This window comes from Marinobacter shengliensis, from assembly GCF_003007715.1.
Lineage (GTDB): Bacteria > Pseudomonadota > Gammaproteobacteria > Pseudomonadales > Oleiphilaceae > Marinobacter > Marinobacter shengliensis.
This window is the reverse complement of record NZ_PXNO01000020.1, coordinates 74,816-96,379: the sequence shown is the minus strand read 5'-3', so window position 1 is coordinate 96,379 and position 21,564 is coordinate 74,816. Positions and strand designations below refer to the sequence as shown.

The window sequence follows — 21,564 nt, the reverse complement described above, 5'->3', positions numbered from 1 at the left end:
GGCATAACAGATGCGGGTAGCAATCATCGGCGCCGCCGGGCGCATGGGCAAAGTACTGATCGAAGCCGTAGACGGCACCGAAGGCCTCGAACTCGGTGCTGCCATCGTCGAGCCAGGCAGCAGCCTGATTGGCGCCGACGCCGGCGAAATGACTGGCATCGGCAAAACCGGAATCAAAATGGCCGGCAGCCTCGACGACGTCAAAAACGACTTCGACGTACTGGTGGACTTCACCTTCCCGGACCTCACCCTGGAAAACGCAAAGTTCTGCAGCGCCAACGGCAAAATGATCGTCATCGGCACCACCGGCATGACCGCCGCCGAAAAAGAACAGTTGGCCCTGGCCGCCGAATCCACCCCAGTGGTCTTCGCACCCAACATGAGCGTTGGCGTCAACGTCGTCCTCAACCTCCTGCGCACCGCAGCGGCTACTTTGGGTGACGACTACGACGTAGAAATCATCGAGGCCCACCACCGCCACAAAAAAGACGCCCCCTCAGGCACCGCCCTGCGCATGGGCGAAGTCGTGGCTGACGCCCTCGGCCGCGACCTGAAAGAATGCGCTGTCTACGGCCGCGAAGGTTTCACCGGCGAGCGCACCCGCAAGGAAATCGGCTTCGAAACCATCCGCGCCGGCGACGTGGTGGGCGACCACACCGTTCTGTTCGCCACCGAAGGCGAGCGCATTGAAATCACCCACAAGGCGAGCAGCCGGATGACCTTCGCCAAAGGGGCGATGCGAGCTGCGCTCTGGCTGGAAGGGAAGGCCGCTGGACTGTATGACATGCAGGATGTCTTGAATCTGAAGGGCTGAATGTGCTCTCGAACAGTTGACCCCGAGCGAGAGAGTTCTGAGCGGCGGACTCTGAGGTAGGAGGGCTGGATCGCCTTCCCGAAAATCTCGGAGGCCATGGATGGCCGGAGCGAAGCGCACAGGGATGTGCTCGTAGCGTTTTTCGGGAAGGTGATCCAGCACTCCTGCCGGACAACCGCCTTACTCCCGGCAAGAATTCAACGTGGACAGAAAACGCCAAAACAGCTTACAATAAGGCGATTTGACTGCACCAAGCGTACCTTTGAAAAGTTTATAAGAAAGCGGGACCGGGTTTTTACCTTGTCTCGCTTTTTTGCAACCTGAATTTGCGCTTGCGTTCCTGTTCGTGACGAACTTACGCCACTCGATGAGGATACAAGCCTTGAGCACACCAGCAATCCTTGCACTCGCAGACGGAAGCCTCTTCTACGGCACCGCCATCGGCGCAGACGGAGAAACCAGCGGCGAGGTAGTGTTCAACACTGCCATGACCGGCTATCAGGAAATCCTGACCGACCCGTCCTACTCGCGCCAAATCGTCACCCTGACGTATCCCCACATTGGCAACACCGGTGTAAACGAAGAAGACGTAGAATCCGACCGCATCCACGCATCCGGCCTGATCATCCGCGATCTGCCCCTGGTCGCCAGCAGCTGGCGCAACCAGCAGAGCCTGGGCGAGTACCTGCGAAGCAACAACATTGTTGGCATTGCTGACATCGACACCCGCCGCCTGACCCGCATCCTGCGCGACAAAGGCTCCCAGAACGGTGCCATCATCGCTGGCGAGAACGCCACCGCCGAGCGCGCCCTGGAACTGGCGAAAGCCTTCCCAGGCCTCAAGGGCATGGATCTGGCTAAAGAAGTCACCAGCGAGAAATCCTATCAGTGGAGCCAGACCGAGTGGGATATCTCAGACGGATATGGTGACCAGGCCGCCGCCAAATTCAAGGTCGTTGCCTGGGACTACGGTGTGAAGTTCAACATCCTGCGCATGCTCGCCGCCCGTGGCTGCGACATCACCGTTGTGCCTGCGCAAACTCCGGCCTCGGAAGTGCTGGCCATGAATCCGGACGGCATCTTCCTGTCCAACGGCCCCGGCGACCCGGAGCCGTGCGACTACGCTATCAAAGCCATTCAGGACGTCCTGGAAACCGAAATTCCGGTGTTCGGTATCTGCCTGGGTCACCAGTTGCTGGCTCTGGCCAGTGGCGCCAAAACCATGAAAATGGGGCACGGCCACCACGGTGCTAACCATCCGGTGCAGGACATTGCCAAAGGCACCGTGATGATTACCAGCCAGAACCATGGGTTTGCGGTAGACGAAGCAACCCTGCCGGCTAATGTGGCGGTCACCCACAAGTCGCTGTTTGACGGCACTCTGCAGGGTATTCGCCGCACAGACAAGCCGGCCTACAGCTTCCAGGGTCACCCGGAAGCCAGCCCGGGCCCCCATGATGTGGCGCCCCTGTTCGACGAGTTTATCCAGCTGATGGAAGCGCGATCTGCCTGAGGGCAAGGCCATCACAGATAGCTCACTGGCGCATCGTACGCGCTGAAAGAATTCAAAAGTTGCTGACAGGTTTACCGAGACATGCCAAAACGTACAGACATCCAAAGCATCCTGATCCTGGGCGCAGGTCCCATTGTGATCGGGCAGGCGTGCGAATTCGATTACTCCGGGGCCCAGGCCTGCAAGGCGCTGCGCGAAGAGGGTTACCGGGTTATCCTGGTGAACTCTAACCCGGCCACCATCATGACCGACCCGGCCATGGCCGATGCCACCTACATCGAGCCCATCACCTGGAAGACGGTCGAAAAGATCATTGAGAAAGAAAAGCCGGACGCCCTGCTACCCACCATGGGTGGCCAGACCGCACTGAACTGTGCGTTGGATCTGGAAAAGCACGGCGTGCTGGAGAAGCACGGCGTCGAAATGATCGGTGCCAATGCCGACACCATCGACAAGGCCGAAGACCGTGACCGCTTCGATAAGGCCATGAGAAAGATCGGCCTGGAATGCCCGCGCGCGACCATCGTTCACTCCATGGCCGAAGCCTGGGCAGCGTCCGAAGACATTGGCTTTCCGTGTATCATCCGCCCGTCCTTCACCATGGGCGGCTCAGGCGGCGGTATTGCGTACAACAAGGATGAATTCGAGGAAATCTGTACTCGTGGTCTCGACTTGTCCCCGACCAACGAACTGTTGATCGACGAGTCTCTGATCGGCTGGAAAGAGTACGAGATGGAAGTTGTTCGCGACAGGAACGACAACTGCATCATCGTCTGCTCCATCGAAAACTTCGATGCCATGGGCGTGCATACCGGTGACTCCATCACCGTGGCACCGGCCCAGACCCTCACTGACAAGGAATACCAGATCATGCGGAACGCCTCGCTGGCGGTACTGCGTGAAATCGGTGTGGAAACCGGCGGTTCCAACGTGCAGTTCGGCATCAACCCGGACACCGGCCGCATGGTGGTGATCGAGATGAACCCGCGGGTGTCCCGTTCCTCGGCCCTGGCCTCCAAGGCCACCGGCTTCCCGATTGCCAAGGTAGCGGCCAAGCTGGCGATTGGTTATACCCTCGATGAGCTGCAGAATGAAATCACCGGTGGCGTGACTCCGGCCTCGTTCGAGCCGAGCATCGATTATGTGGTCACCAAGATTCCCCGGTTTACTTTCGAGAAATTCCCCCAGGCCGACGCTCGCCTGACCACCCAGATGAAGTCTGTGGGGGAAGTCATGGCTATTGGCCGCACCTTCCAGGAGTCCATGCAGAAAGCGCTACGCGGGCTGGAAGTAGGTTCTGAAGGTTTTGATGAGAAGCTGGACGACCTGGATTCCGAGAATTCCCGGGAAACCCTGACCCGCGAACTCAACGTGCCGGGCGCTGACCGCGTCTGGTACATCGGCGACGCATTCCGTGCCGGCATGACCGTGGAAGAAGTGTTCCAGCACACCAAGGTGGATCCCTGGTACCTGGTCCAGATTGAAGATCTGGTGCGCGAAGAGGCTGCATTGAAATCCGCGGGCAAAGCGGATATTGATCAGGCCACCCTGTTCCGTCTCAAGCGCAAGGGCTTCTCCGACGCTCGCCTGGCCAAACTGCTGGGCATTTCCGAGGTGAGCCTGCGCAAACTGCGTCACGACCTGGGCATCCGCCCGGTCTACAAGCGCGTCGACACCTGCGCCGCCGAGTTTGCCTCAGACACCGCCTACATGTACTCCACCTACGAGGAAGAGTGCGAGGCAGATGCCAGCGATCGCGAGAAAATCGTGGTGATCGGTGGTGGCCCGAACCGGATCGGCCAAGGCATTGAGTTCGACTACTGCTGTGTGCACGCGGCCCTGGCCATGCGTGAAGACGGCTACGAAACCATTATGATCAACTGTAACCCGGAGACCGTGTCCACCGATTACGACACCTCCGACCGGTTGTATTTTGAGCCGATCACCCTGGAAGACGTGCTGGAAATCATCCACGTTGAGAAGCCCAAGGGCGTGATCGTGCAATATGGCGGCCAGACTCCGCTGAAACTGGCTCGTGGTCTTGAGGCGGCCGGTGTGCCGATTATCGGCACCAGCCCGGATGCCATTGACCGTGCCGAAGACCGTGAACGTTTCCAGCAGATGATCCAGCGCCTGGGTCTGAAGCAGCCGGAAAACGCCACTGTGCGCAGTCACGAGGAAGGCATCCTGGCGGCCCGCGAAATCGGCTACCCGCTGGTGGTGCGCCCGTCCTACGTGCTGGGTGGTCGGGCGATGGAAATCGTCTATGACGAAACCGAGCTGGTGCGTTACATGCGTAACGCGGTGCTGGTGTCCAATGACAGCCCGGTGCTGCTGGACCACTTCCTGAATGCCGCCGTTGAGGTGGATATTGACGCCATCTGCGACGGCACCGATGTGGTCATTGGTGGCATCATGCAGCACATTGAGCAGGCCGGTGTTCACTCCGGTGACTCCGCCTGTTCGCTGCCGCCATACAGCCTGCCTAAAGAGGTGCAGGATGAAATGCGCGAAGCGGTCAGGAAGATGGCCATCGAGCTGGACGTTATCGGCCTGATGAACGTGCAGCTGGCGTGGCAGGATGGCGAAATCTACGTGATTGAGGTCAACCCTCGCGCCTCCCGTACCGTGCCGTTTGTCTCCAAGGCCATTGGTGTGTCCCTGGCGGCAGTGGCGGCCCGGGTAATGTCCGGCAAGACCCTGAAAGAACTGAACTTCACCCAGGAAATCGTGCCGACTTACTATGCGGTAAAAGAATCGGTATTCCCGTTCAACAAGTTCCCGGCGGTAGACCCGATCCTTGGGCCGGAAATGAAGTCCACCGGTGAGGTGATGGGGCTGGGCGACAGCTTCGACGAAGCTTTTGCCAAGGCGGCTCTGGCCATCGGTGAGCGCCTGCCTGCCCAGGGTACCGCGTTCATGTCTGTGCGGGATGTCGACAAGCCCGGTGCGGCGAAGGTGGCCCGTGACCTGGTTGAGGCCGGGTTCAAGGTGATTGCCACCACCGGCACCGCCAAGGCGCTGGAAGCCGAAGGTGTTGCCGTGGAGCGGGTAAACAAGGTTCGCGAGGGTCGCCCGCATATTGTTGACGCCATCAAGAATGGTCAGGTTCAGCTGATTATCAATACCACTGAAGGTCGCAAGGCGATTTCCGACTCGGCCCAGATTCGCCAGTCCGCCCTGCAGACCAAGGTAACCTACACAACCACACTGGCAGGCGGCGAAGCCTTCTGTCGGGCCATCAAATTTGGCCCGGAGCGCACAGTACGTCGCCTCCAGGATCTACACGCAGGAAAGTAAGACTATGGCTGACAGAGTACCCATGACCAAGGCGGGCGAAGCCCGCCTGCGCGAGGAGCTGAAAAAGCTGAAGTCCGAAGATCGTCCCCGGGTAATTCAGGCAATCGCCGATGCCCGGGAGCACGGTGATCTCAAGGAAAACGCCGAGTACCATGCCGCTCGTGAGCAGCAAAGCTTCATCGAAGGCCGGATTCAGGAAATCGAAGGCAAGCTGTCGGTAGCCCAGGTGATCGATGTGACCACCATGGAGAACACCGGCAAGGTGATCTTCGGCACCACGGTACACCTGGTGAACATGGATACCGACGAAGAGGTTAAATACCAGATCGTCGGTGAAGACGAGGCCGACATCAAGGCCGGCAAGCTTTCTGTATCCTCACCGATTGCCCGTGCGCTGATAGGCAAGAACGAAGGCGACGTAGTCGCCATCCGCATCCCCTCCGGCACCGTAGAATACGAAATCTCCGAAGTAGAGTACGTCTAGGGTCAAAGGGTCTGTCCAACGGGACTGACCCCCTTTTACCCCGCCGATCTCCCAAGCCAAACAAAAAAAGCCGCACTATCCAGCGCGGCTTTTTACATCAACCCTGGCGAAAAACTACTTATTCCGTAACAAATTCGACAACTTCGGATTAGGCTTCTTAGCCCGCCGCAGAATCACAGCAATCTTACCAATCGTCTGCACCAGCTCCGCCCCGGAGCTCTCGCACAACGCCTGAATCGCTTCATGGCGCGCTTCGCGATCAGTGCTGGCCACCTTGATCTTGATCAGCTCATGATCGTTCAGGGCGCGCTCAAGCTCATCCTGCAAGCCCTCCGACAGGCCTTTATCGCCAACAATAATGACGGGCTTCAGATTGTGGGCAATCGCCCGGTATTCCCGGCGCTGTTCCGGTGAAAGACTCATGATGTAATCTCTTTATCGGTGCAATTAACAAAAGGTCAGCGGCGAAACGGCTGACGACGTCGTATAATTTCGCAATTGTAACAGATAGATTCCCGCCACAAATGGTCGTAATCACCTACAGTCGCGCCCACTGGCGCGGTGTCGTGCGGGATGACGGGCCTTAGCGCCCTACCGGTTGTCGGCTGGAACCTTCCTGTACGGTCAGGGTCAAAGGTTTCACGAAATCTCAAGTGGTGCTGGTTACAGTCCTCAGGTTGTGTTTTTGCCGGGTCAGTCAGCGGGTCTGTGGTCGATACGGATGGGCCGTTTCTGGTGGACAGGCGTACAATTGGTGTAAGGTGTCGGAAAAGGGTTGATGGCCACATGGCTGCAGCCCCGCAATTCACAGGTGATGATCCTTGAACGATATGGCAAAAAATCTGGTTCTCTGGCTAATCATAGCCGCCGTGCTGTTGATGGTGTTTCAGAATTTCTCTCCCACCACCACCGGCCAACAAGTCAACTATTCCCAGTTTGTGGAGATGGTCCAGCAGGGCCAGGTCCGGCAAGTGACCATTGATGGTCTTCAGGTGCAGGGTGTCCGTGGTGACGGGTCCCAGTTCCAGACCATTCGCCCGCAGGTCTCTGACAACAAGCTGATGGATGATCTGCTCGCCAATAACGTCGAAGTGATCGGCAAGGAGCCTGAGCGCCAGAGCCTGTGGACGCAGTTGCTGGTGGCCGCGTTCCCGATTCTGATCATTATTGCGTTGTTTGTGTTCTTCATGCGCCAGATGCAGGGCGGTGGCGGCGGCAAAGGCCCCATGTCCTTTGGCAAGAGCAAGGCGCGCCTGCTCAGTGAAGACCAGATCAAAACCACCTTTGGCGACGTCGCCGGTGTTGATGAAGCGAAGGAAGACGTTAAAGAGCTGGTCGACTTCCTGCGTGACCCGAGCAAATTCCAGCGTCTGGGTGGCCGAATCCCGAAAGGCGTGTTGATGGTGGGGCCGCCGGGTACTGGTAAGACGCTGCTGGCAAAAGCCATTGCCGGTGAAGCGAAAGTGCCGTTTTTCTCCATCTCCGGTTCTGACTTCGTAGAGATGTTCGTGGGCGTGGGTGCTTCCCGTGTTCGTGACATGTTCGAGCAGGCCAAGAAGCAAAGCCCCTGTATCATTTTTATCGATGAGATTGATGCGGTCGGTCGCCATCGTGGCGCCGGCATGGGCGGTGGCCATGACGAGCGTGAACAGACCCTGAACCAGCTGTTGGTTGAGATGGACGGCTTTGAAGGCAACGAAGGCGTCATCGTGATCGCTGCTACCAACCGTCCGGACGTTCTGGACCCTGCGCTGCTGCGTCCGGGTCGCTTTGACCGCCAGGTGGTGGTGAGCCTGCCAGACATTCTTGGTCGAGAGCAGATTCTTAAGGTGCACATGAAGAAAGTGCCCCTGGCCGACGGTATTGATCCGGCGGTTATCGCTCGCGGTACGCCTGGCTTCTCCGGTGCTGACCTCGCTAACCTGGTAAACGAGGCTGCCCTGTTCGCGGCGCGTCGTAACCAGCGTCTGGTTTCCATGGAAGAGCTGGAACTGGCGAAAGATAAAATCATGATGGGCGCCGAGCGCAAATCCATGGTGATGAGCGAGAAAGAAAAGCGGAACACCGCGTACCATGAGTCTGGCCATGCCATTGTTGGTCGCCTCGTGCCTGAACATGATCCTGTCTACAAGGTCAGTATCATCCCCCGGGGGCGCGCCCTGGGTGTGACCATGTTCTTGCCGGAAGAGGACAAGTACAGTCACTCCAAGCGCTACCTGACCAGCTCAATCTGCAGTCTGTTCGGCGGTCGAATTGCCGAAGAGCTGACGCTTGGCTTTGACGGTGTGACGACCGGTGCCTCCAACGACATCGAACGTGCCACCAGCCTGGCCCGCAACATGGTCACCAAGTGGGGGTTGTCGGAAAAGTTGGGTCCCCTGCAGTACGATACCGACAGCGAAGAGCCGTTCCTGGGTCGTTCTGCCGGCCAGTCGCACTCCCATCACTCTCCGGAGACCGCCCAGCGGATTGATGAGGAAGTTCGAAATATCATTGATGAGTGTTATGCCACGGCCAAGCAGATCCTGATTGAGAACCGTGACAAACTGGACCTGATGGCTGAGGCCCTGATGAAGTACGAGACCATTGATCGCTACCAGATCGATGACATCATGGCAGGCAAAGAGCCGCGGCCCCCGAAAAACTGGGGCGATAGTGGTCCCACCGGCGGAGTGAAAGCTGAAGAGCCAGCTCCGGAGCCCCGGTCATCGGATGACGGGCGTCAGCCCGGAGTAGGCAGGCCTGCCGGCGAGCACTGATCGCCCGCACAAGGCCTAGTCAAATACAGCGCCGCCCGGCCTCCGGGCGGCGTTTGTTTTTGTTACCCCTGAACAGAAAATTTCGGAATACCTGCTATGAAAATGAATTTTGCTGGCCGTTTGGTGGATCTGTCCCGGTGCCAGGTAATGGGGATTCTCAACGTTACGCCCGATTCCTTTTCAGATGGCGGTCGGTTCACGACCGCCGATGCAGCGCTTGTTCGTGCCCGGACCATGGTGGAAGACGGCGCATCCTTTATCGATGTTGGTGGTGAATCGACCCGGCCGGGAGCGGAGCCGGTATCGACCCAGGAAGAGCTGGACCGGGTTTGCCCCGTGGTGGAGGCCATTGCCCGTGAGCTGGATACCGTGATTTCAGTGGATACCAGCAACCCCGCCGTGATGGAGGAGGTGGTCAGGCTCGGCGCCGGTTTGATCAACGATGTGCGGGCGCTCCAGCGAGAGGGTGCACCGGAAGTGGCGGCCAAAGCCGGCGTGCCCGTCTGCATCATGCACATCCAGGGTGAGCCGGACACCATGCAGAATAACCCCCGATACCATAACGTTCGGCGCGACGTGAGTTCGTTTCTGACCGAACGGATGCGAGTGGTCGAAAAGGCCGGTGTGCGGCCGGAAAACATCATCCTGGACCCGGGATTTGGCTTCGGGAAAACTGTGGGTCACAACATCCAGTTGTTGGCGACTCTGGAACAGTTGCATTTGCTGGGGCATCCGTTGTTGATCGGGGTGTCCCGGAAATCCATGCTTGGAGCAATTACTGGCCGAGACGTCAACGAAAGGTTGCCGGCAAGCCTCGCTGCCGCGACAATATCCGCCATGAAAGGCGCAAGCATCCTCAGGGTGCATGATGTGCGGGAGACGGTGGACGCCGTCAAGGTCGTGACGGCAGTTAAGGAGGCAATCTGATGTCCCAGCGCAAGTATTTTGGAACCGACGGAATCCGGGGGAGAGTGGGTGAAAGTCCGATTACCCCGGAGTTTATGTTGCACCTTGGGTGGGCAGCAGGTCAGGCATTCAAGAGGCAGGGCCAGCGAAACAGCGTGCTGATTGGAAAGGATACCCGCTTGTCAGGTTACATGTTTGAATCCGCACTTGAGGCGGGTTTGTCCGCTGCGGGGGTGGATGTGAAGTTGCTTGGCCCAATGCCGACGCCCGCCATTGCCTACCTGACCCGAACGTTTCGGGCATCCGCAGGTATTGTGATCAGTGCCTCTCATAACCCGCACCAGGACAACGGCATCAAGTTCTTCTCGGCTAACGGTACCAAGCTCGATGACGCCCTGGAGGCTGAGATCGAGCGCTGGCTCGAGCAGCCGATTCAGGTGTGCGAACCCAATGAGCTGGGCAAGGCGAGCCGTGTCGACGATGCTCCGGGCCGGTACGTGGAGTTCTGCAAGAGTACTGTGCCCAATGAGTTTACCCTCGATGGACTGCATATCGTACTCGACTGTGCCCATGGCGCCACCTACCACGTTGCCCCCAAGGTGTTCAAAGAGCTCGGAGCCAGGGTTTCGGTGATTGGCGCAGAACCGGACGGGCTGAATATCAATCTCAACGTGGGGTCCACCCACCTGGATGCCCTGAAACAGGCAGTCTCTGAGAAGCGGGCTGACCTGGGTATTGCTTTCGATGGCGATGGCGACCGTGTGCTGATGGTGGACCGCGACGGCTCCGAGGTGGATGGTGATGAATTGCTGTTTATACTGGCCTCCCAGCGTCATGCCGAAGGTCGGTTGAACGGTGGCGTGGTTGGAACCCTGATGACCAATCTGGGGGTTGAACTGGCGCTGCGTGAGATTGGCATCGAATTCGAGCGTGCCAATGTGGGTGACCGTTATGTGATGGAGCGGCTGCTGGCCAATAACTGGATCATTGGCGGAGAAGGCTCCGGCCATATGGTGATTCGTGACTGTACCAGTACCGGCGACGGTATTGTCTCTGCGTTGCAGGTGCTGTTGGCGGTTCGCCGGTCCGGCAAGACTATGGGCGAGCTGCGTCAGGGTATGGCCAAGTTGCCCCAGACGATGGTGAATGTGCGGGTGGCCCAGCGATTTGATCCGCTCAGCCGGTCAGACATCGTTGAGGCGATGCGCAGGGCAGAGGCTGACCTGGGTGAGGCCGGCAGAATCCTGTTGCGGGCGTCGGGAACGGAGCCCCTGATTCGGGTGATGGCAGAAGGTCAGAATGCCGATGACATTACCCGGGTTGCCGAGCAGCTGGCCCTTGTCGTGGAGCGTTCAACACCCTGATTTTGTGGAATAGGGCGGGTTGTGCGAGACAAATGTCTGCTGTATAGTTCGCCCTCCCTCAGGTCGGGACGATTGAGATTTGGTATGCGTCGCAAGATCGTAGCTGGAAACTGGAAGATGAACGGGTCGAAAGACCTTGTGCAGCAGCTGGTCGGTCAGGTCCGCGAGCAGGTTGCCAGTCTTGATGCCAGGGCAGAGGTGGTTATCATACCTCCTGCCCTTTATGTTGACTCTGTGGTTGCGCTTTGTGGCTCTGAATTGGTTGCTGGCGTGCAGAACGTCAGCCAGTGGCAGTCAGGTGCCTACACTGGTGAAGTCTCCTCTGATATGGCGAAAGATCTGGGGTGTCAGTACGCCCTCGTTGGTCATTCCGAGCGTCGCCAGTTGTTTGGTGAGTCCGACGAAGTGGTTGCCAGGAAGATCGAGCAGGTTCTGGCATCCGGGCTGACGGCAGTACTCTGCGTCGGTGAGACTCTGGAAGAACGCGAAGCCGGTTCGGCTGAGCGGGTAGTGGCCAGCCAGGTTCAGCAAGGCCTGGCGTCGGTGGCTGGTGAGCAGTGGTCGAAAATTGTGGTTGCCTACGAGCCGGTATGGGCGATAGGTACCGGAAAGACAGCGACTGCAGAAGATGCCCAGGCCATGCACGCGGACATTCGCCGGGTGCTTGCAGAGATGGGTGCGCCGTCTGAGACGATTTCAGTACTTTACGGCGGCAGTGTAAAAGCGGATAATGCGGCCGCTCTGTTTGCAGAGCCCGATATTGATGGCGGTCTTATAGGTGGTGCTTCCCTTAAGGCTGAAGATTTTGTAAGTATCTGCCGTGCGTTTCCGGTGGGTGCGTAAGCCAAAACGTTTACGAGAGTCTGTATGGATTGGATGGAAACACTGGTAGTCGTTGTTCACGTCGTGATCGCCGTGGCTCTGGTGGGTCTGGTCCTTATCCAGCAGGGTAAGGGTGCAGATGCCGGTGCTGCTTTCGGTGGCGGTGCCTCCCAGACCGTGTTCGGTAGTCAGGGTAGTGGCAGCTTTCTGACCCGTCTGACCACGTTTATGGCGGTTGTGTTTTTTGTGACAAGTTTTTCGCTGGCAATCTTCGCCAAGCAGCGTGCTGAAGTGGCTGGTGAGGCCGGTATTCCGACAGTTCAGGAATCCCGTCAGGCGCCAGCTGAAGCTGCGCCGGGTATCGAAGAATCTGCAGGTAGCGAAAGCGAGGGTGGGGAGTCTCAGCTCCCTGACCTCGAGTAAAGAATGTTGCCCGGGTGGTGAAACTGGTAGACACGCCATCTTGAGGGGGTGGTAGCGAAAGCTGTGCCGGTTCGAGTCCGGCCCCGGGCACCATATTTGAGTAAGACGGCTTGGAAGTTCCAGGCCGTTTTTTTTGGTCAGTCCTTGACCAGTCTGCGCGGCGTCTCTATACTCCGGCGGATATTGGACCTTGCAACGGCGTTGTAGTGTCCAGGCAGGCCAGGTGTCTGTCGGCAGAGGGCAGAGTTGGGTTAGCTTTCTGCGAATTCTTGCAACAAAAGGCCCCATTCATAGGGGCTTTTTGATTAAGGGGCCTGGCGCAAAGGGCCCTGGTGCATAAAAAGGGCTGATCAACAGCCCTTTTTTTGTTTTTGTAGTCCGAAAATCTGAATACGGAGGCGGCGACACTTGTCAGCCAAGCTTAAACAACTGGAAGACATTCTGCGCCCGGTAGTGGAAGGGCTCGGGTATGAATTCTGGGGTATCGAATACCGTTCCCGGGGCTATCAGTCCATGCTTCGGGTGTTTATTGATGATGCGGAAAATGGCATCAGCATTGAAGACTGCGAGAAAGTCAGCCGTCAGATAAGCGGCGTGATGGATGTGGAAGACCCCATCCAGAGTGAATACACCCTGGAGGTGTCGTCGCCGGGTATGGACCGGCCGCTGTTTCGTCTCGAGCAGTATCAGGAATTTGTTGGCCATCAGGTTCAGATCAAGCTGCGCATGGCGTTTGAAGGCCGGCGCAAATTTACAGGCTTGATCAAAGGTATAGAAGGCGATGAAGTCATCGTGGTTGTTGATGACCACGAATACCTGTTGCCTTTTGACAGTATTGAAAAAGCCAACATCGTACCGGTTTTTGAATGACCCATTCGAACAAGACTGTGGATGCATCGATTATATTGAGGGCAGGGCAATCCAATGAGTAAAGAGATCTTGCTGGTAGTAGAATCCGTCTCGAACGAGAAAGGTGTCGAGAAAGACGTGATTTTCGAGGCGATCGAGCTGGCGCTCGCGACCGCTGCCAAGAAGCGTTATGAAGATGAAGAAGCGGACATCCGGGTTGCGATTGACCGCCGCACCGGAGAGTACGAGACCTTCCGCCGCTGGTTGGTGGTGGACAACGACGCCGTTCCAGCGCTGGGTACAGAGCTTACCTTCCAGGAAGCCGAAGAGATCAGTCCAGACCTGAAGCCGGGTGACATCCACGAAGAGAAAGTAGAATCAGTCGCCTTTGGACGTATCGGTGCCCAGGCTGCCAAGCAGATTATTTTCCAGAAGGTTCGCGAAGCTGAGCGCATGAAGATCGTCGACAGCTACCGCGACCGCGTTGGCGAGCTGGTTTCCGGAACGGTCAAGAAGGTGACACGGGACAACGTTATTGTGGATCTGGGTGGCAATGCCGAAGCACTTCTGCCCCGCGAGCATCTGATTCCCCGGGAAACCTTCCGCATGGGCGACCGCGTGCGTTCCCTGTTGCTGGAGATTCGCACCGATCATCGGGGCCCGCAGCTGATCCTGAGCCGTACCGACGCGCAGATGCTGATTGAGCTGTTCCGCATTGAAGTGCCGGAGATTGCTGAGGACCTGATTGAGATCCGTGGTGCAGCCCGTGATCCCGGCTCCCGTGCCAAGATTGCCGTGAAGACCAACGATCGCCGTATTGATCCCGTGGGTGCCTGCGTGGGTATGCGGGGCTCTCGGGTCCAGGCCGTGTCCAACGAACTGGGCGGCGAGCGTGTTGATATTGTGCTGTGGGACGACAACCCGGCCCAGTTGGTCATCAACGCCATGGCGCCGGCCGAGGTTGCCTCCATCGTGATGGATGAAGATCGCCACACCATGGATGTTGCCGTCGCCGAAGACAATCTGGCCCAGGCCATCGGCCGTAACGGCCAGAACGTTCGTCTGGCCACCGAGCTGACCGGCTGGACCCTGAACGTGATGACCGAGGAAGAAGCCGGCGAGCGCCAGGAGCAGGAATACACTCGCTTGGTTGAGCACTTTACCGCGCACCTGGACGTTGACGAGGAATTTGCCGGTGTCCTGATCGACGAAGGCTTTACCTCGATTGAGGAAGTGGCGTACGTGCCGATGGAAGAAATGCTGGCCATCGATGGCTTTGACGAGGAAACCGTCACTGAGCTGCGCCGTCGTGCCAAAGACGTCCTGTTGAACCAGGCGCTGGCGAGTGAAGAAGCCCTGGAGGGCGCAGAGCCCGCCGAAGATCTTCTCAACATGGAAGGCATGGACCGTTCACTGGCGTTCAAACTCGCTGGTATGGGCGTGCGTACGATGGAAGATCTGGCTGAGCAGTCAATTGACGAACTGCTCGAAATTGAAGGTATGGATGAAGAGCGTGCTGGTCAGCTGATCATGACCGCGCGTGCCCCCTGGTTTGAAGACCAGGCCTGATTCGGGAGAGGAGGACCAGTATGGCTGATGTAACGGTAAAACAACTGGCCGCAGATGTAGGCGCTCCCGTGGATCGTTTGCTGAAGCAGATCGTGGAAGCGGGCCTGAAAGCCCGTAGTGAGAACGACGCTGTCACCAGTGATGAGAAGCAGCAGTTGCTGACCTATCTGAGAAAGACCCACGGTGAAGCTCAGGCAGAGCCGAACAAGATCACCCTGAAGCGTAAAACCACCACCACGCTGAAGGCCGGTAAGGCAAAAACCGTGAACGTGGAAGTGCGCAAGCGCCGCACCTATATCAAGCGTGCGGAACTGCAGCCGGAACCAGAGGTTGAAGCACCGAAGCCGGAAGAGGTAGCGGAACAGCCTGTGGCTGAATCCCCGGTGGTCGATGAAGCACCGAAAGTGGCTGCAGAGCAGCCGCAAGAACAGCCGGCAGAAACCGCCGCTCCATCAGAGCCGGCAGCGGCTGAGCCTGTTCAGGAAGAAAAGTCCGAACCCGAACTGGAAACAGCGCCGGAGGACATTCCCATGCCTCCGCCTGAAGACGAAGGTCGGGATCGCAAGCCAAAGAAAAAGAAAGAAAAGGTACGCGAGCGCGGCGACGATATCGAAGAAGGCAAGCCGAAGAAGAAGCAGGCTGGCCATCGCGGCCCTCGCAGCCGTCCGGTTGAAGAACCGCTGGTTATTTCCGAAGACGAGGAGGAAAGCCTTCCTCGCAAGCAGCTGCGGGCTAAAAAGAAACCGAAAGAAAAGCGTCATGCTTTCGAGAGGCCCACAAAGCCAATGGTTAGAGAAGTACAGATTCCGGAAACCATCACCGTCGGTGATCTTGCCCAGCGCATGGCTGTCAAAGCCGCTGATGTCATCAAAACCCTGATGGGAATGGGCGTTATGGCCACCATCAACCAGGCACTGGATCAGGAAACCGCCGTTCTGGTAACCGAAGAGCTGGGCCACAAGCCCAAAGCGGTCAGTGAAGATGCGTTTGAAGAAGAAGTGCTGAGCGAGATTACCGAGCTGCACGAAGGCAAAGAAAAGATCAAGCGTGCCCCGGTTGTGAGCGTGATGGGTCACGTTGACCACGGTAAGACATCCCTTCTGGATTATATTCGTCGCACCAAGGTGGCCGCGGGTGAATCCGGTGGTATTACCCAGCACATCGGCGCCTACCACGTAGAAACCGATCACGGCATGGTGTCGTTCCTGGATACCCCGGGCCACGCGGCGTTTACCGCCATGCGTGCGCGCGGTGCCCAGTGCACCGATATTGTTATCCTCGTTGTGGCTGCGGATGACGGTGTTATGCCGCAAACCAAGGAAGCGGTTCAGCATGCACGTTCTGCCGGTGTGCCGCTGGTGGTCGCCATCAATAAGATGGACAAGGAAGAGGCGGATCCGGACCGCATCAAGAACGAGCTGTCTGCCCTGGATGTGATTCCGGAAGACTGGGGCGGCGATGTACAGTTTGTGCCTGTGTCGGCTCATACAGGTCTTGGCATTGATGATCTGCTGGAAGCCGTCCTGCTGCAGGCCGAGATTCTGGAACTTGAAGCATCACCGGATGCCTCCGCCCGCGGTGTGGTTGTTGAGTCCAGCCTGGAGCGTGGTCGTGGTTCTGTTGCGACCGTTCTGGTTCAGAACGGCACCCTGCGCCAGGGCGACATGGTCGTGGCCGGCTCATTCTACGGCAAGGTTCGGGCGATGACCGACGAAGCCGGCAAGCAGGTCAAGGAAGCTGGCCCGTCCATTCCGGTCGAAATTCTTGGCCTGAATGGCACACCGGATGCTGGCGATGAGTTCTTCGCCGTGGCTGATGAGAAGAAAGCCAAAGAACTGGCCGAATTCCGCCAGACCCGCGAGCGCGAGCAGCGTCTGCAGCGCCAGCAGGCCGCCAAGCTGGAGAATATGTTTGAGAACATGGGTAAAGACGAAGTCAAAACCCTTAACGTTGTTCTCAAGACCGACGTTCGTGGTTCCCTGGAGGCCATCACCAAGGCCCTGCAGGACCTGGGTAACGAGGAAGTTCAGGTCAAGATTGTTTCGTCTGGTGTTGGCGGTATTGCCGAGACAGACGTGAGCCTGGCCATGGCCACCAACGCGGTTATCTTCGGTTTCAACGTGCGTGCGGATACCGCTTCCAAGCGCCTGGTGGAGCAGGAAGGTCTGGATCTGCGTTACTACAGCATCATCTATAACCTGATTGATGATGTTAAGTCCGCCCTGACTGGTATGCTCAAGCCTGAATTTCGGGAAGACATCGTGGGTATCGCCGATGTACGGGACGTGTTCCGTTCACCGAAGTTTGGCCAGGTGGCCGGCTGTATGGTGACCGAGGGTACCGTATACCGTAACAAGCCGATCCGCGTACTGCGTGACAACGTGGTTATCTTCGAGGGCGAGCTGGAATCCCTGCGTCGCTTCAAGGATGACGTACCGGAAGTCCGCAACGGTATGGAGTGTGGTATCGGTGTTAAAGGCTACGACGTGAAAGTGGGCGATCAGATCGAGGTGTTCGATCGCGTTCGCGTTGAGCGTCAGCTCGAATCAACGGGGGCCTGATGGCGCGGGAATACAGTCGCATAGATCGTATCGGCGATCAGATGCAACGTGAACTGGCCCAACTCATCCAGCGCGAGGTCAAAGACCCTCGCGTTGGCATGGTCACGGTGAATGCCGTCAAGGTCAGCCGTGATCTGGGCTATGCCGATATTTACGTTTCCCTGTTGTCGACCGAAGAGCTTACCGAGCAATCTCCGGAAGTTCAGGATTCCCTGGCGGTGCTCAACAAGGCCTCGGGATTCCTGCGAGGTCAGGTCGGGCGGGCGATGAAGCTGCGGGTGGTACCCCACCTGCGTTTCCACTTCGACAGCCTGCTTAACCAGAGTCGCAAGATGGACCGTCTGATTCGGGAAGCCGTGGGGGATCAGCCAGCTGTTCCTCGCGATGATAACGACGATCCGGTTTCTGATAATCCGGAGCGTGATGCTTGAGCCGAAGACGTAAAGGCCGTGACGTAAATGGCATCCTGGTGATCGACAAGCCCCAGGGTGTCACCTCCAACGGGATTCTGCAGCAGATCAAGCGCCTGTATGGGGCGGCCAAGGCCGGCCATACCGGTGCCCTTGATCCACTTGCTACTGGTGTTTTGCCGCTGTGTTTTGGCGAAGCCACCAAGTTTTCCCAGACCATGCTCGACAGTGACAAGGCGTATATCACTACCGCGCGGTTGGGCATACGGACAGAAACCGGTGATAGCGAAGGCGCAGTGGTTGAAGAAAAACCGGTGCCAGCGTTGACCGAAGCCCAGGTGGAAGCGGTGTTAGAGCGGTTTCGGGGCGATATCCAGCAGGTACCGTCGATGTATTCTGCGCTGAAGCACAAAGGCCGGCCTCTGTACGAGTATGCCCGCGAAGGCATTGAGATCGAGCGCCCGGCGCGTCCTGTCACCATCTACGAGTTGACCCTGTTGGCGGTTCGCGAGCAGGAGCTTGACTTGGCGGTGACCTGTACCAAGGGTACGTATATACGCTCACTGGTTGAAGATATTGGTGCGGTACTGGGGTGCGGTGCCCATGTCAGTGCACTTCGGCGTACCCTGGCCTCTGGCTACACGCTGGAAAATGCTCACGATGTCAAAGACCTGGAAGCCATGCGTGAGCGCGGTGAGAGCCTGGACGGCTTGCTGCTGCCGCCGGAAAGCGCGCTGACGATGTTTCCCGAGCACCGGCTGTCAGGCTCGGCACTGGTATCGATATTGAACGGACAACCGGTTAGAATATCGGGTCAGTCCCTTGAAGGCTTCGTGCGTGTCTACGGCGATCGTACCTTCGTGGGATTGGCAGAAGCTATGCCGGAGGGCGATGACACCAAACTGGTGCCGCGCCGTCTGGTAAAGAACAGCGGCGGGTAACACCGCCGCTGATTAGCCGGGCTGTAGAGATGCGCGGTTCGGCCGGATTTATCAGCATCGCAAACCATGAGGTGTAATATGGCACTGTCTGCCAATGAGAAAGCTCAGATCGTTAAGGATTTTCAGCAAGTTGAAGGCGATACCGGTTCTCCTGAAGTACAGGTTGCACTGCTGAGCGCCAACATCAACAAGCTGCAGGATCACTTCAAGGCCAACAAGCAGGATCACCATTCCCGCCGCGGCCTGATCCGGATGGTAAACCAGCGTCGTAAGCTGCTGGACTACCTCAAGCGTAAAAACGCTGACCGTTACCTGGAACTCATCCAGCGCTTGGGTCTGCGTCGCTAATCCGGTTTAGCGACCTGAAGGCTGGCCCGGGGTTGCCCGGGTTCAGCCGCGCTTCTCTCCCACTGTCTGTGTGTACCCGCTCAGGGGATGCCAGACGGTGTTTATGCTGCAGTTGATTTGTCAGTGAAACCGAAGGATTTTCTCTGTCTAATGGAAAGCCGATATTGATAGCAGGTTGTTGAAAAGCCCGGGAGCCGCACACCGCTGGCAGCTCGCCATACCGGGGTTTTGCAACAGCCTGTTAGCTTTCAGACGGGTTGCCTTTCGGTTCACAGATCAGACTGCTGCGGTGGTAAAGAAAACCTGGCGAGGGTGAGTGTCACCCGGTCAGGTATTAACCGTTGAAAAGAGCAGGAGTTTATTGTGGATCTGCAACCACGTAAGAAAACGTTTGAAATGGGTGGCGAAACCTTCACCCTGGAAACGGGTCGTGTTGCCCGTCAGGCAACCGGTTCCGTTCTCGTGTCTACCGGCGATACCGCTGTGCTGGGTACCGTTGTCGGCGCCAAAGAAGCCAAGCCTGGTCAGCCTTTCTTCCCGCTGACCGTTAACTACTTCGAGAAGACTTACGCGGCCGGCAAAATCCCCGGTGGTTTCTTCAAGCGCGAAGGCCGTCCGTCCGAGAAAGAGACGCTGACTTCCCGCCTGATCGACCGTCCGATCCGCCCGCTGTTCCCTAATGGCTACATGAACGAAGTACAGGTTATCTGTACCGTCATGTCTGCCAGCAAGAACCACGATCCTGACATCGCGGCGATGCTGGCGGCCTCTGCTGCGCTGGCGATCTCCGGTATCCCGTTCGATGGTCCTATCGGTGCTGCCCGTGTTGGTTTCACCAACGATAAAGGCTACTTCCTGAACCCCACCTTTGAAGAGCTGGCCAGCTCTGATCTGGACATGGTGGTTGCCGGTACCGAAGACGCCGTACTGATGGTTGAGTCCGAGGCCAAAGGCCTGACCGAAGACCAGATGCTGGGTGGCGTACTGTTCGGCCATCAGGAAATGCAGGCGGCCATTACCGCCATCAAGGAATTTGCCGCTGAACACGGCAAGCCGCGCTGGGAGTGGCAGCCTGAAGCCGAAAACACCGAGCTTCTGAATGCCATCAAATCCGAATTCGGTGGTGCCATCGAAGAAGCTTACGCCGTGCGGGACAAGATGGCTCGCTACGAGCGTCTGGGCGAGATCAAGGCTGCCGCCGTTGAAAAACTGGCCGGTGAAGAAGAAGGTCAGCCTTCTGAAGAACTGGTGAAGAAGTATTTCGGCAAGGTTGAGAAGTCTGTGGTTCGCCAGCAGGTTATCGATGGCAAGCCGCGTATCGACGGCCGTGACAACAAGACTGTACGCCCGATCGAAGTGGAAGTTGGCATTCTGCCGTCTGTTCACGGTTCTGCCCTGTTCACCCGTGGTGAAACTCAGGCCATCGTAACCGCCACTCTGGGTACCACCCGTGATGTGCAGATCATTGATGCACTGGAAGGCGAGCGCAAAGATCCGTTCCTGTTCCACTATAACTTCCCTCCGTATTCCGTAGGTGAAGCCGGCCGCGTTGGTACTCCGGGCCGTCGTGAAGTGGGTCATGGTCGTCTGGCCAAGCGCGGTGTTCTGGCGGTTATGCCGACCATTGAAGAGTTCCCGTATGCCATTCGTGCGGTTTCCGAGATCACCGAATCCAACGGTTCCAGCTCCATGGCTTCCGTGTGTGGTTCTTCTCTGGCACTGATGGACGCGGGTGTTCCGATCAAGGCACCGGTGGCTGGTATCGCCATGGGTCTGGTCAAGGAAGGTGACAAGTTCGCCGTTCTGACTGACATCCTGGGTGACGAAGACCACCTGGGCGATATGGACTTCAAGGTTGCCGGTACCAAAGAGGGCGTTACCGCCCTGCAGATGGATATCAAGATCCAGGGCATCACCGACGAGATCATGGAAATCGCCCTTGAGCAGGCCCACGCTGCGCGTCTGCACATCCTGGACGAGATGAACAAGGTGATCTCCACGCCGCGTGCCGAGCTGTCTGAGCGTGCACCGAGCATCACCACCATCAAGATCCATCCGGACAAGATCCGTGACGTTATCGGTAAGGGCGGTTCTGTGATCCGTTCTATCTGTGACGAGACCGGTGCGTCTATTGACCTGGACGACGATGGCAATGTGAAGATCTACGCCGATAACGCAGCAGCCGCACAAGCCGCCGTGAATCGGGTGAAGGAAATCACTGCCGAGATCGAAGTGGGCGCTATCTACAAGGGCCGCGTTGAGCGCATTGTGGACTTCGGTGCCTTCGTTAACATCCTGCCTGGCAAGGATGGTCTGGTGCACATTTCCCAGATCTCTGAGCGCCGTATCGAGAACGTGACTGACGAGCTGAGCGAAGGTCAGGAAGTTCTGGTGAAGGTGCTGGATGTGGACAACCGTGGTCGCGTTAAGCTGTCCATGAAGGAAGTTAAGGAAGGCGAGCAGCCGACTGACTTCGCTGACTGATTTTCAGTTAGTCAGTA

The 21,564-nt window shown here is 57.6% G+C and carries 17 protein-coding genes and 1 tRNA gene; 17 read left to right on the top strand and 1 reads right to left on the bottom strand.

Features of this window, described 5'->3' with window-relative positions; genetic code table 11:
• Positions 1-10 precede the first annotated feature (10 nt).
• From dapB to greA, 4 genes are all read left to right on the top strand, one after another.
• The gene (gene dapB / locus C7H10_RS06045; RefSeq protein WP_106694151.1) at positions 11-814 is read left to right on the top strand and encodes a 4-hydroxy-tetrahydrodipicolinate reductase; all 804 of its coding nucleotides are present in this window, start codon (positions 11-13) and stop codon (positions 812-814) included.
• Between the two features lie 382 nt (positions 815-1,196).
• On the top strand, positions 1,197-2,327 hold the full coding sequence (carA, locus tag C7H10_RS06040; protein WP_208622804.1) for a glutamine-hydrolyzing carbamoyl-phosphate synthase small subunit: 1,131 nt from the start codon (positions 1,197-1,199) through the stop codon (positions 2,325-2,327).
• Between the two features lie 81 nt (positions 2,328-2,408).
• Complete coding sequence (gene carB / locus C7H10_RS06035; protein WP_106694149.1) at positions 2,409-5,627, top strand: carbamoyl-phosphate synthase large subunit; 3,219 nt, start codon at positions 2,409-2,411, stop codon at positions 5,625-5,627.
• Between the two features lie 4 nt (positions 5,628-5,631).
• Entirely contained in the window at positions 5,632-6,111 is a 480-nt protein-coding gene (gene greA / locus C7H10_RS06030; protein ID WP_082780474.1) for a transcription elongation factor GreA, read from the top strand.
• A gap of 114 nt (positions 6,112-6,225) precedes the next feature.
• Here the strand turns inward: greA and yhbY are convergent, their stop codons facing one another.
• Entirely contained in the window at positions 6,226-6,534 is a 309-nt protein-coding gene (gene yhbY / locus C7H10_RS06025) for a ribosome assembly RNA-binding protein YhbY (protein ID WP_106694148.1), read from the bottom strand.
• Positions 6,535-6,932: 398 nt separating this feature from the next.
• Between yhbY and ftsH the strand changes: the two genes are divergently transcribed.
• The 13 genes from ftsH (at position 6,933) to pnp (ending at position 21,547) form a co-directional block, all read left to right on the top strand.
• A complete protein-coding gene (gene ftsH / locus C7H10_RS06020; protein WP_171039986.1) occupies positions 6,933-8,870 on the top strand; it encodes an ATP-dependent zinc metalloprotease FtsH in 1,938 nt (645 codons plus the stop codon).
• 96 nt (positions 8,871-8,966) lie between these two features.
• The gene (gene folP, locus C7H10_RS06015) at positions 8,967-9,797 is read left to right on the top strand and encodes a dihydropteroate synthase (protein ID WP_106694147.1); all 831 of its coding nucleotides are present in this window, start codon (positions 8,967-8,969) and stop codon (positions 9,795-9,797) included.
• Entirely contained in the window at positions 9,797-11,140 is a 1,344-nt protein-coding gene (gene glmM / locus C7H10_RS06010) for a phosphoglucosamine mutase (RefSeq protein WP_106694146.1), read from the top strand. The genes folP and glmM overlap by 1 nt, the downstream gene beginning before the upstream one ends.
• Positions 11,141-11,224: 84 nt before the next feature.
• On the top strand, positions 11,225-11,983 hold the full coding sequence (gene tpiA / locus C7H10_RS06005; RefSeq protein ID WP_106694145.1) for a triose-phosphate isomerase: 759 nt from the start codon (positions 11,225-11,227) through the stop codon (positions 11,981-11,983).
• Positions 11,984-12,007: 24 nt separating this feature from the next.
• The gene (gene secG, locus C7H10_RS06000) at positions 12,008-12,385 is read left to right on the top strand and encodes a preprotein translocase subunit SecG (protein WP_061330637.1); all 378 of its coding nucleotides are present in this window, start codon (positions 12,008-12,010) and stop codon (positions 12,383-12,385) included.
• A gap of 8 nt (positions 12,386-12,393) precedes the next feature.
• Positions 12,394-12,478, top strand: a tRNA-Leu gene (locus C7H10_RS05995).
• Between the two features lie 315 nt (positions 12,479-12,793).
• Entirely contained in the window at positions 12,794-13,255 is a 462-nt protein-coding gene (rimP, locus tag C7H10_RS05990) for a ribosome maturation factor RimP (protein ID WP_058092549.1), read from the top strand.
• Positions 13,256-13,309: 54 nt separating this feature from the next.
• The gene (gene nusA / locus C7H10_RS05985; protein WP_106694144.1) at positions 13,310-14,803 is read left to right on the top strand and encodes a transcription termination factor NusA; all 1,494 of its coding nucleotides are present in this window, start codon (positions 13,310-13,312) and stop codon (positions 14,801-14,803) included.
• 20 nt (positions 14,804-14,823) lie between these two features.
• The gene (gene infB / locus C7H10_RS05980; RefSeq protein ID WP_106694143.1) at positions 14,824-17,364 is read left to right on the top strand and encodes a translation initiation factor IF-2; all 2,541 of its coding nucleotides are present in this window, start codon (positions 14,824-14,826) and stop codon (positions 17,362-17,364) included.
• Entirely contained in the window at positions 17,364-17,795 is a 432-nt protein-coding gene (gene rbfA / locus C7H10_RS05975; protein ID WP_061330634.1) for a 30S ribosome-binding factor RbfA, read from the top strand. Before infB ends, rbfA begins: the two co-directional genes overlap by 1 nt.
• The gene (truB, locus tag C7H10_RS05970) at positions 17,792-18,715 is read left to right on the top strand and encodes a tRNA pseudouridine(55) synthase TruB (RefSeq protein ID WP_106694142.1); all 924 of its coding nucleotides are present in this window, start codon (positions 17,792-17,794) and stop codon (positions 18,713-18,715) included. Before rbfA ends, truB begins: the two co-directional genes overlap by 4 nt.
• Positions 18,716-18,793: 78 nt before the next feature.
• Entirely contained in the window at positions 18,794-19,063 is a 270-nt protein-coding gene (rpsO, locus tag C7H10_RS05965) for a 30S ribosomal protein S15 (protein ID WP_058092554.1), read from the top strand.
• A gap of 369 nt (positions 19,064-19,432) precedes the next feature.
• A complete protein-coding gene (gene pnp, locus C7H10_RS05960) occupies positions 19,433-21,547 on the top strand; it encodes a polyribonucleotide nucleotidyltransferase (RefSeq protein ID WP_227510053.1) in 2,115 nt (704 codons plus the stop codon).
• Positions 21,548-21,564: the final 17 nt, after the last annotated feature.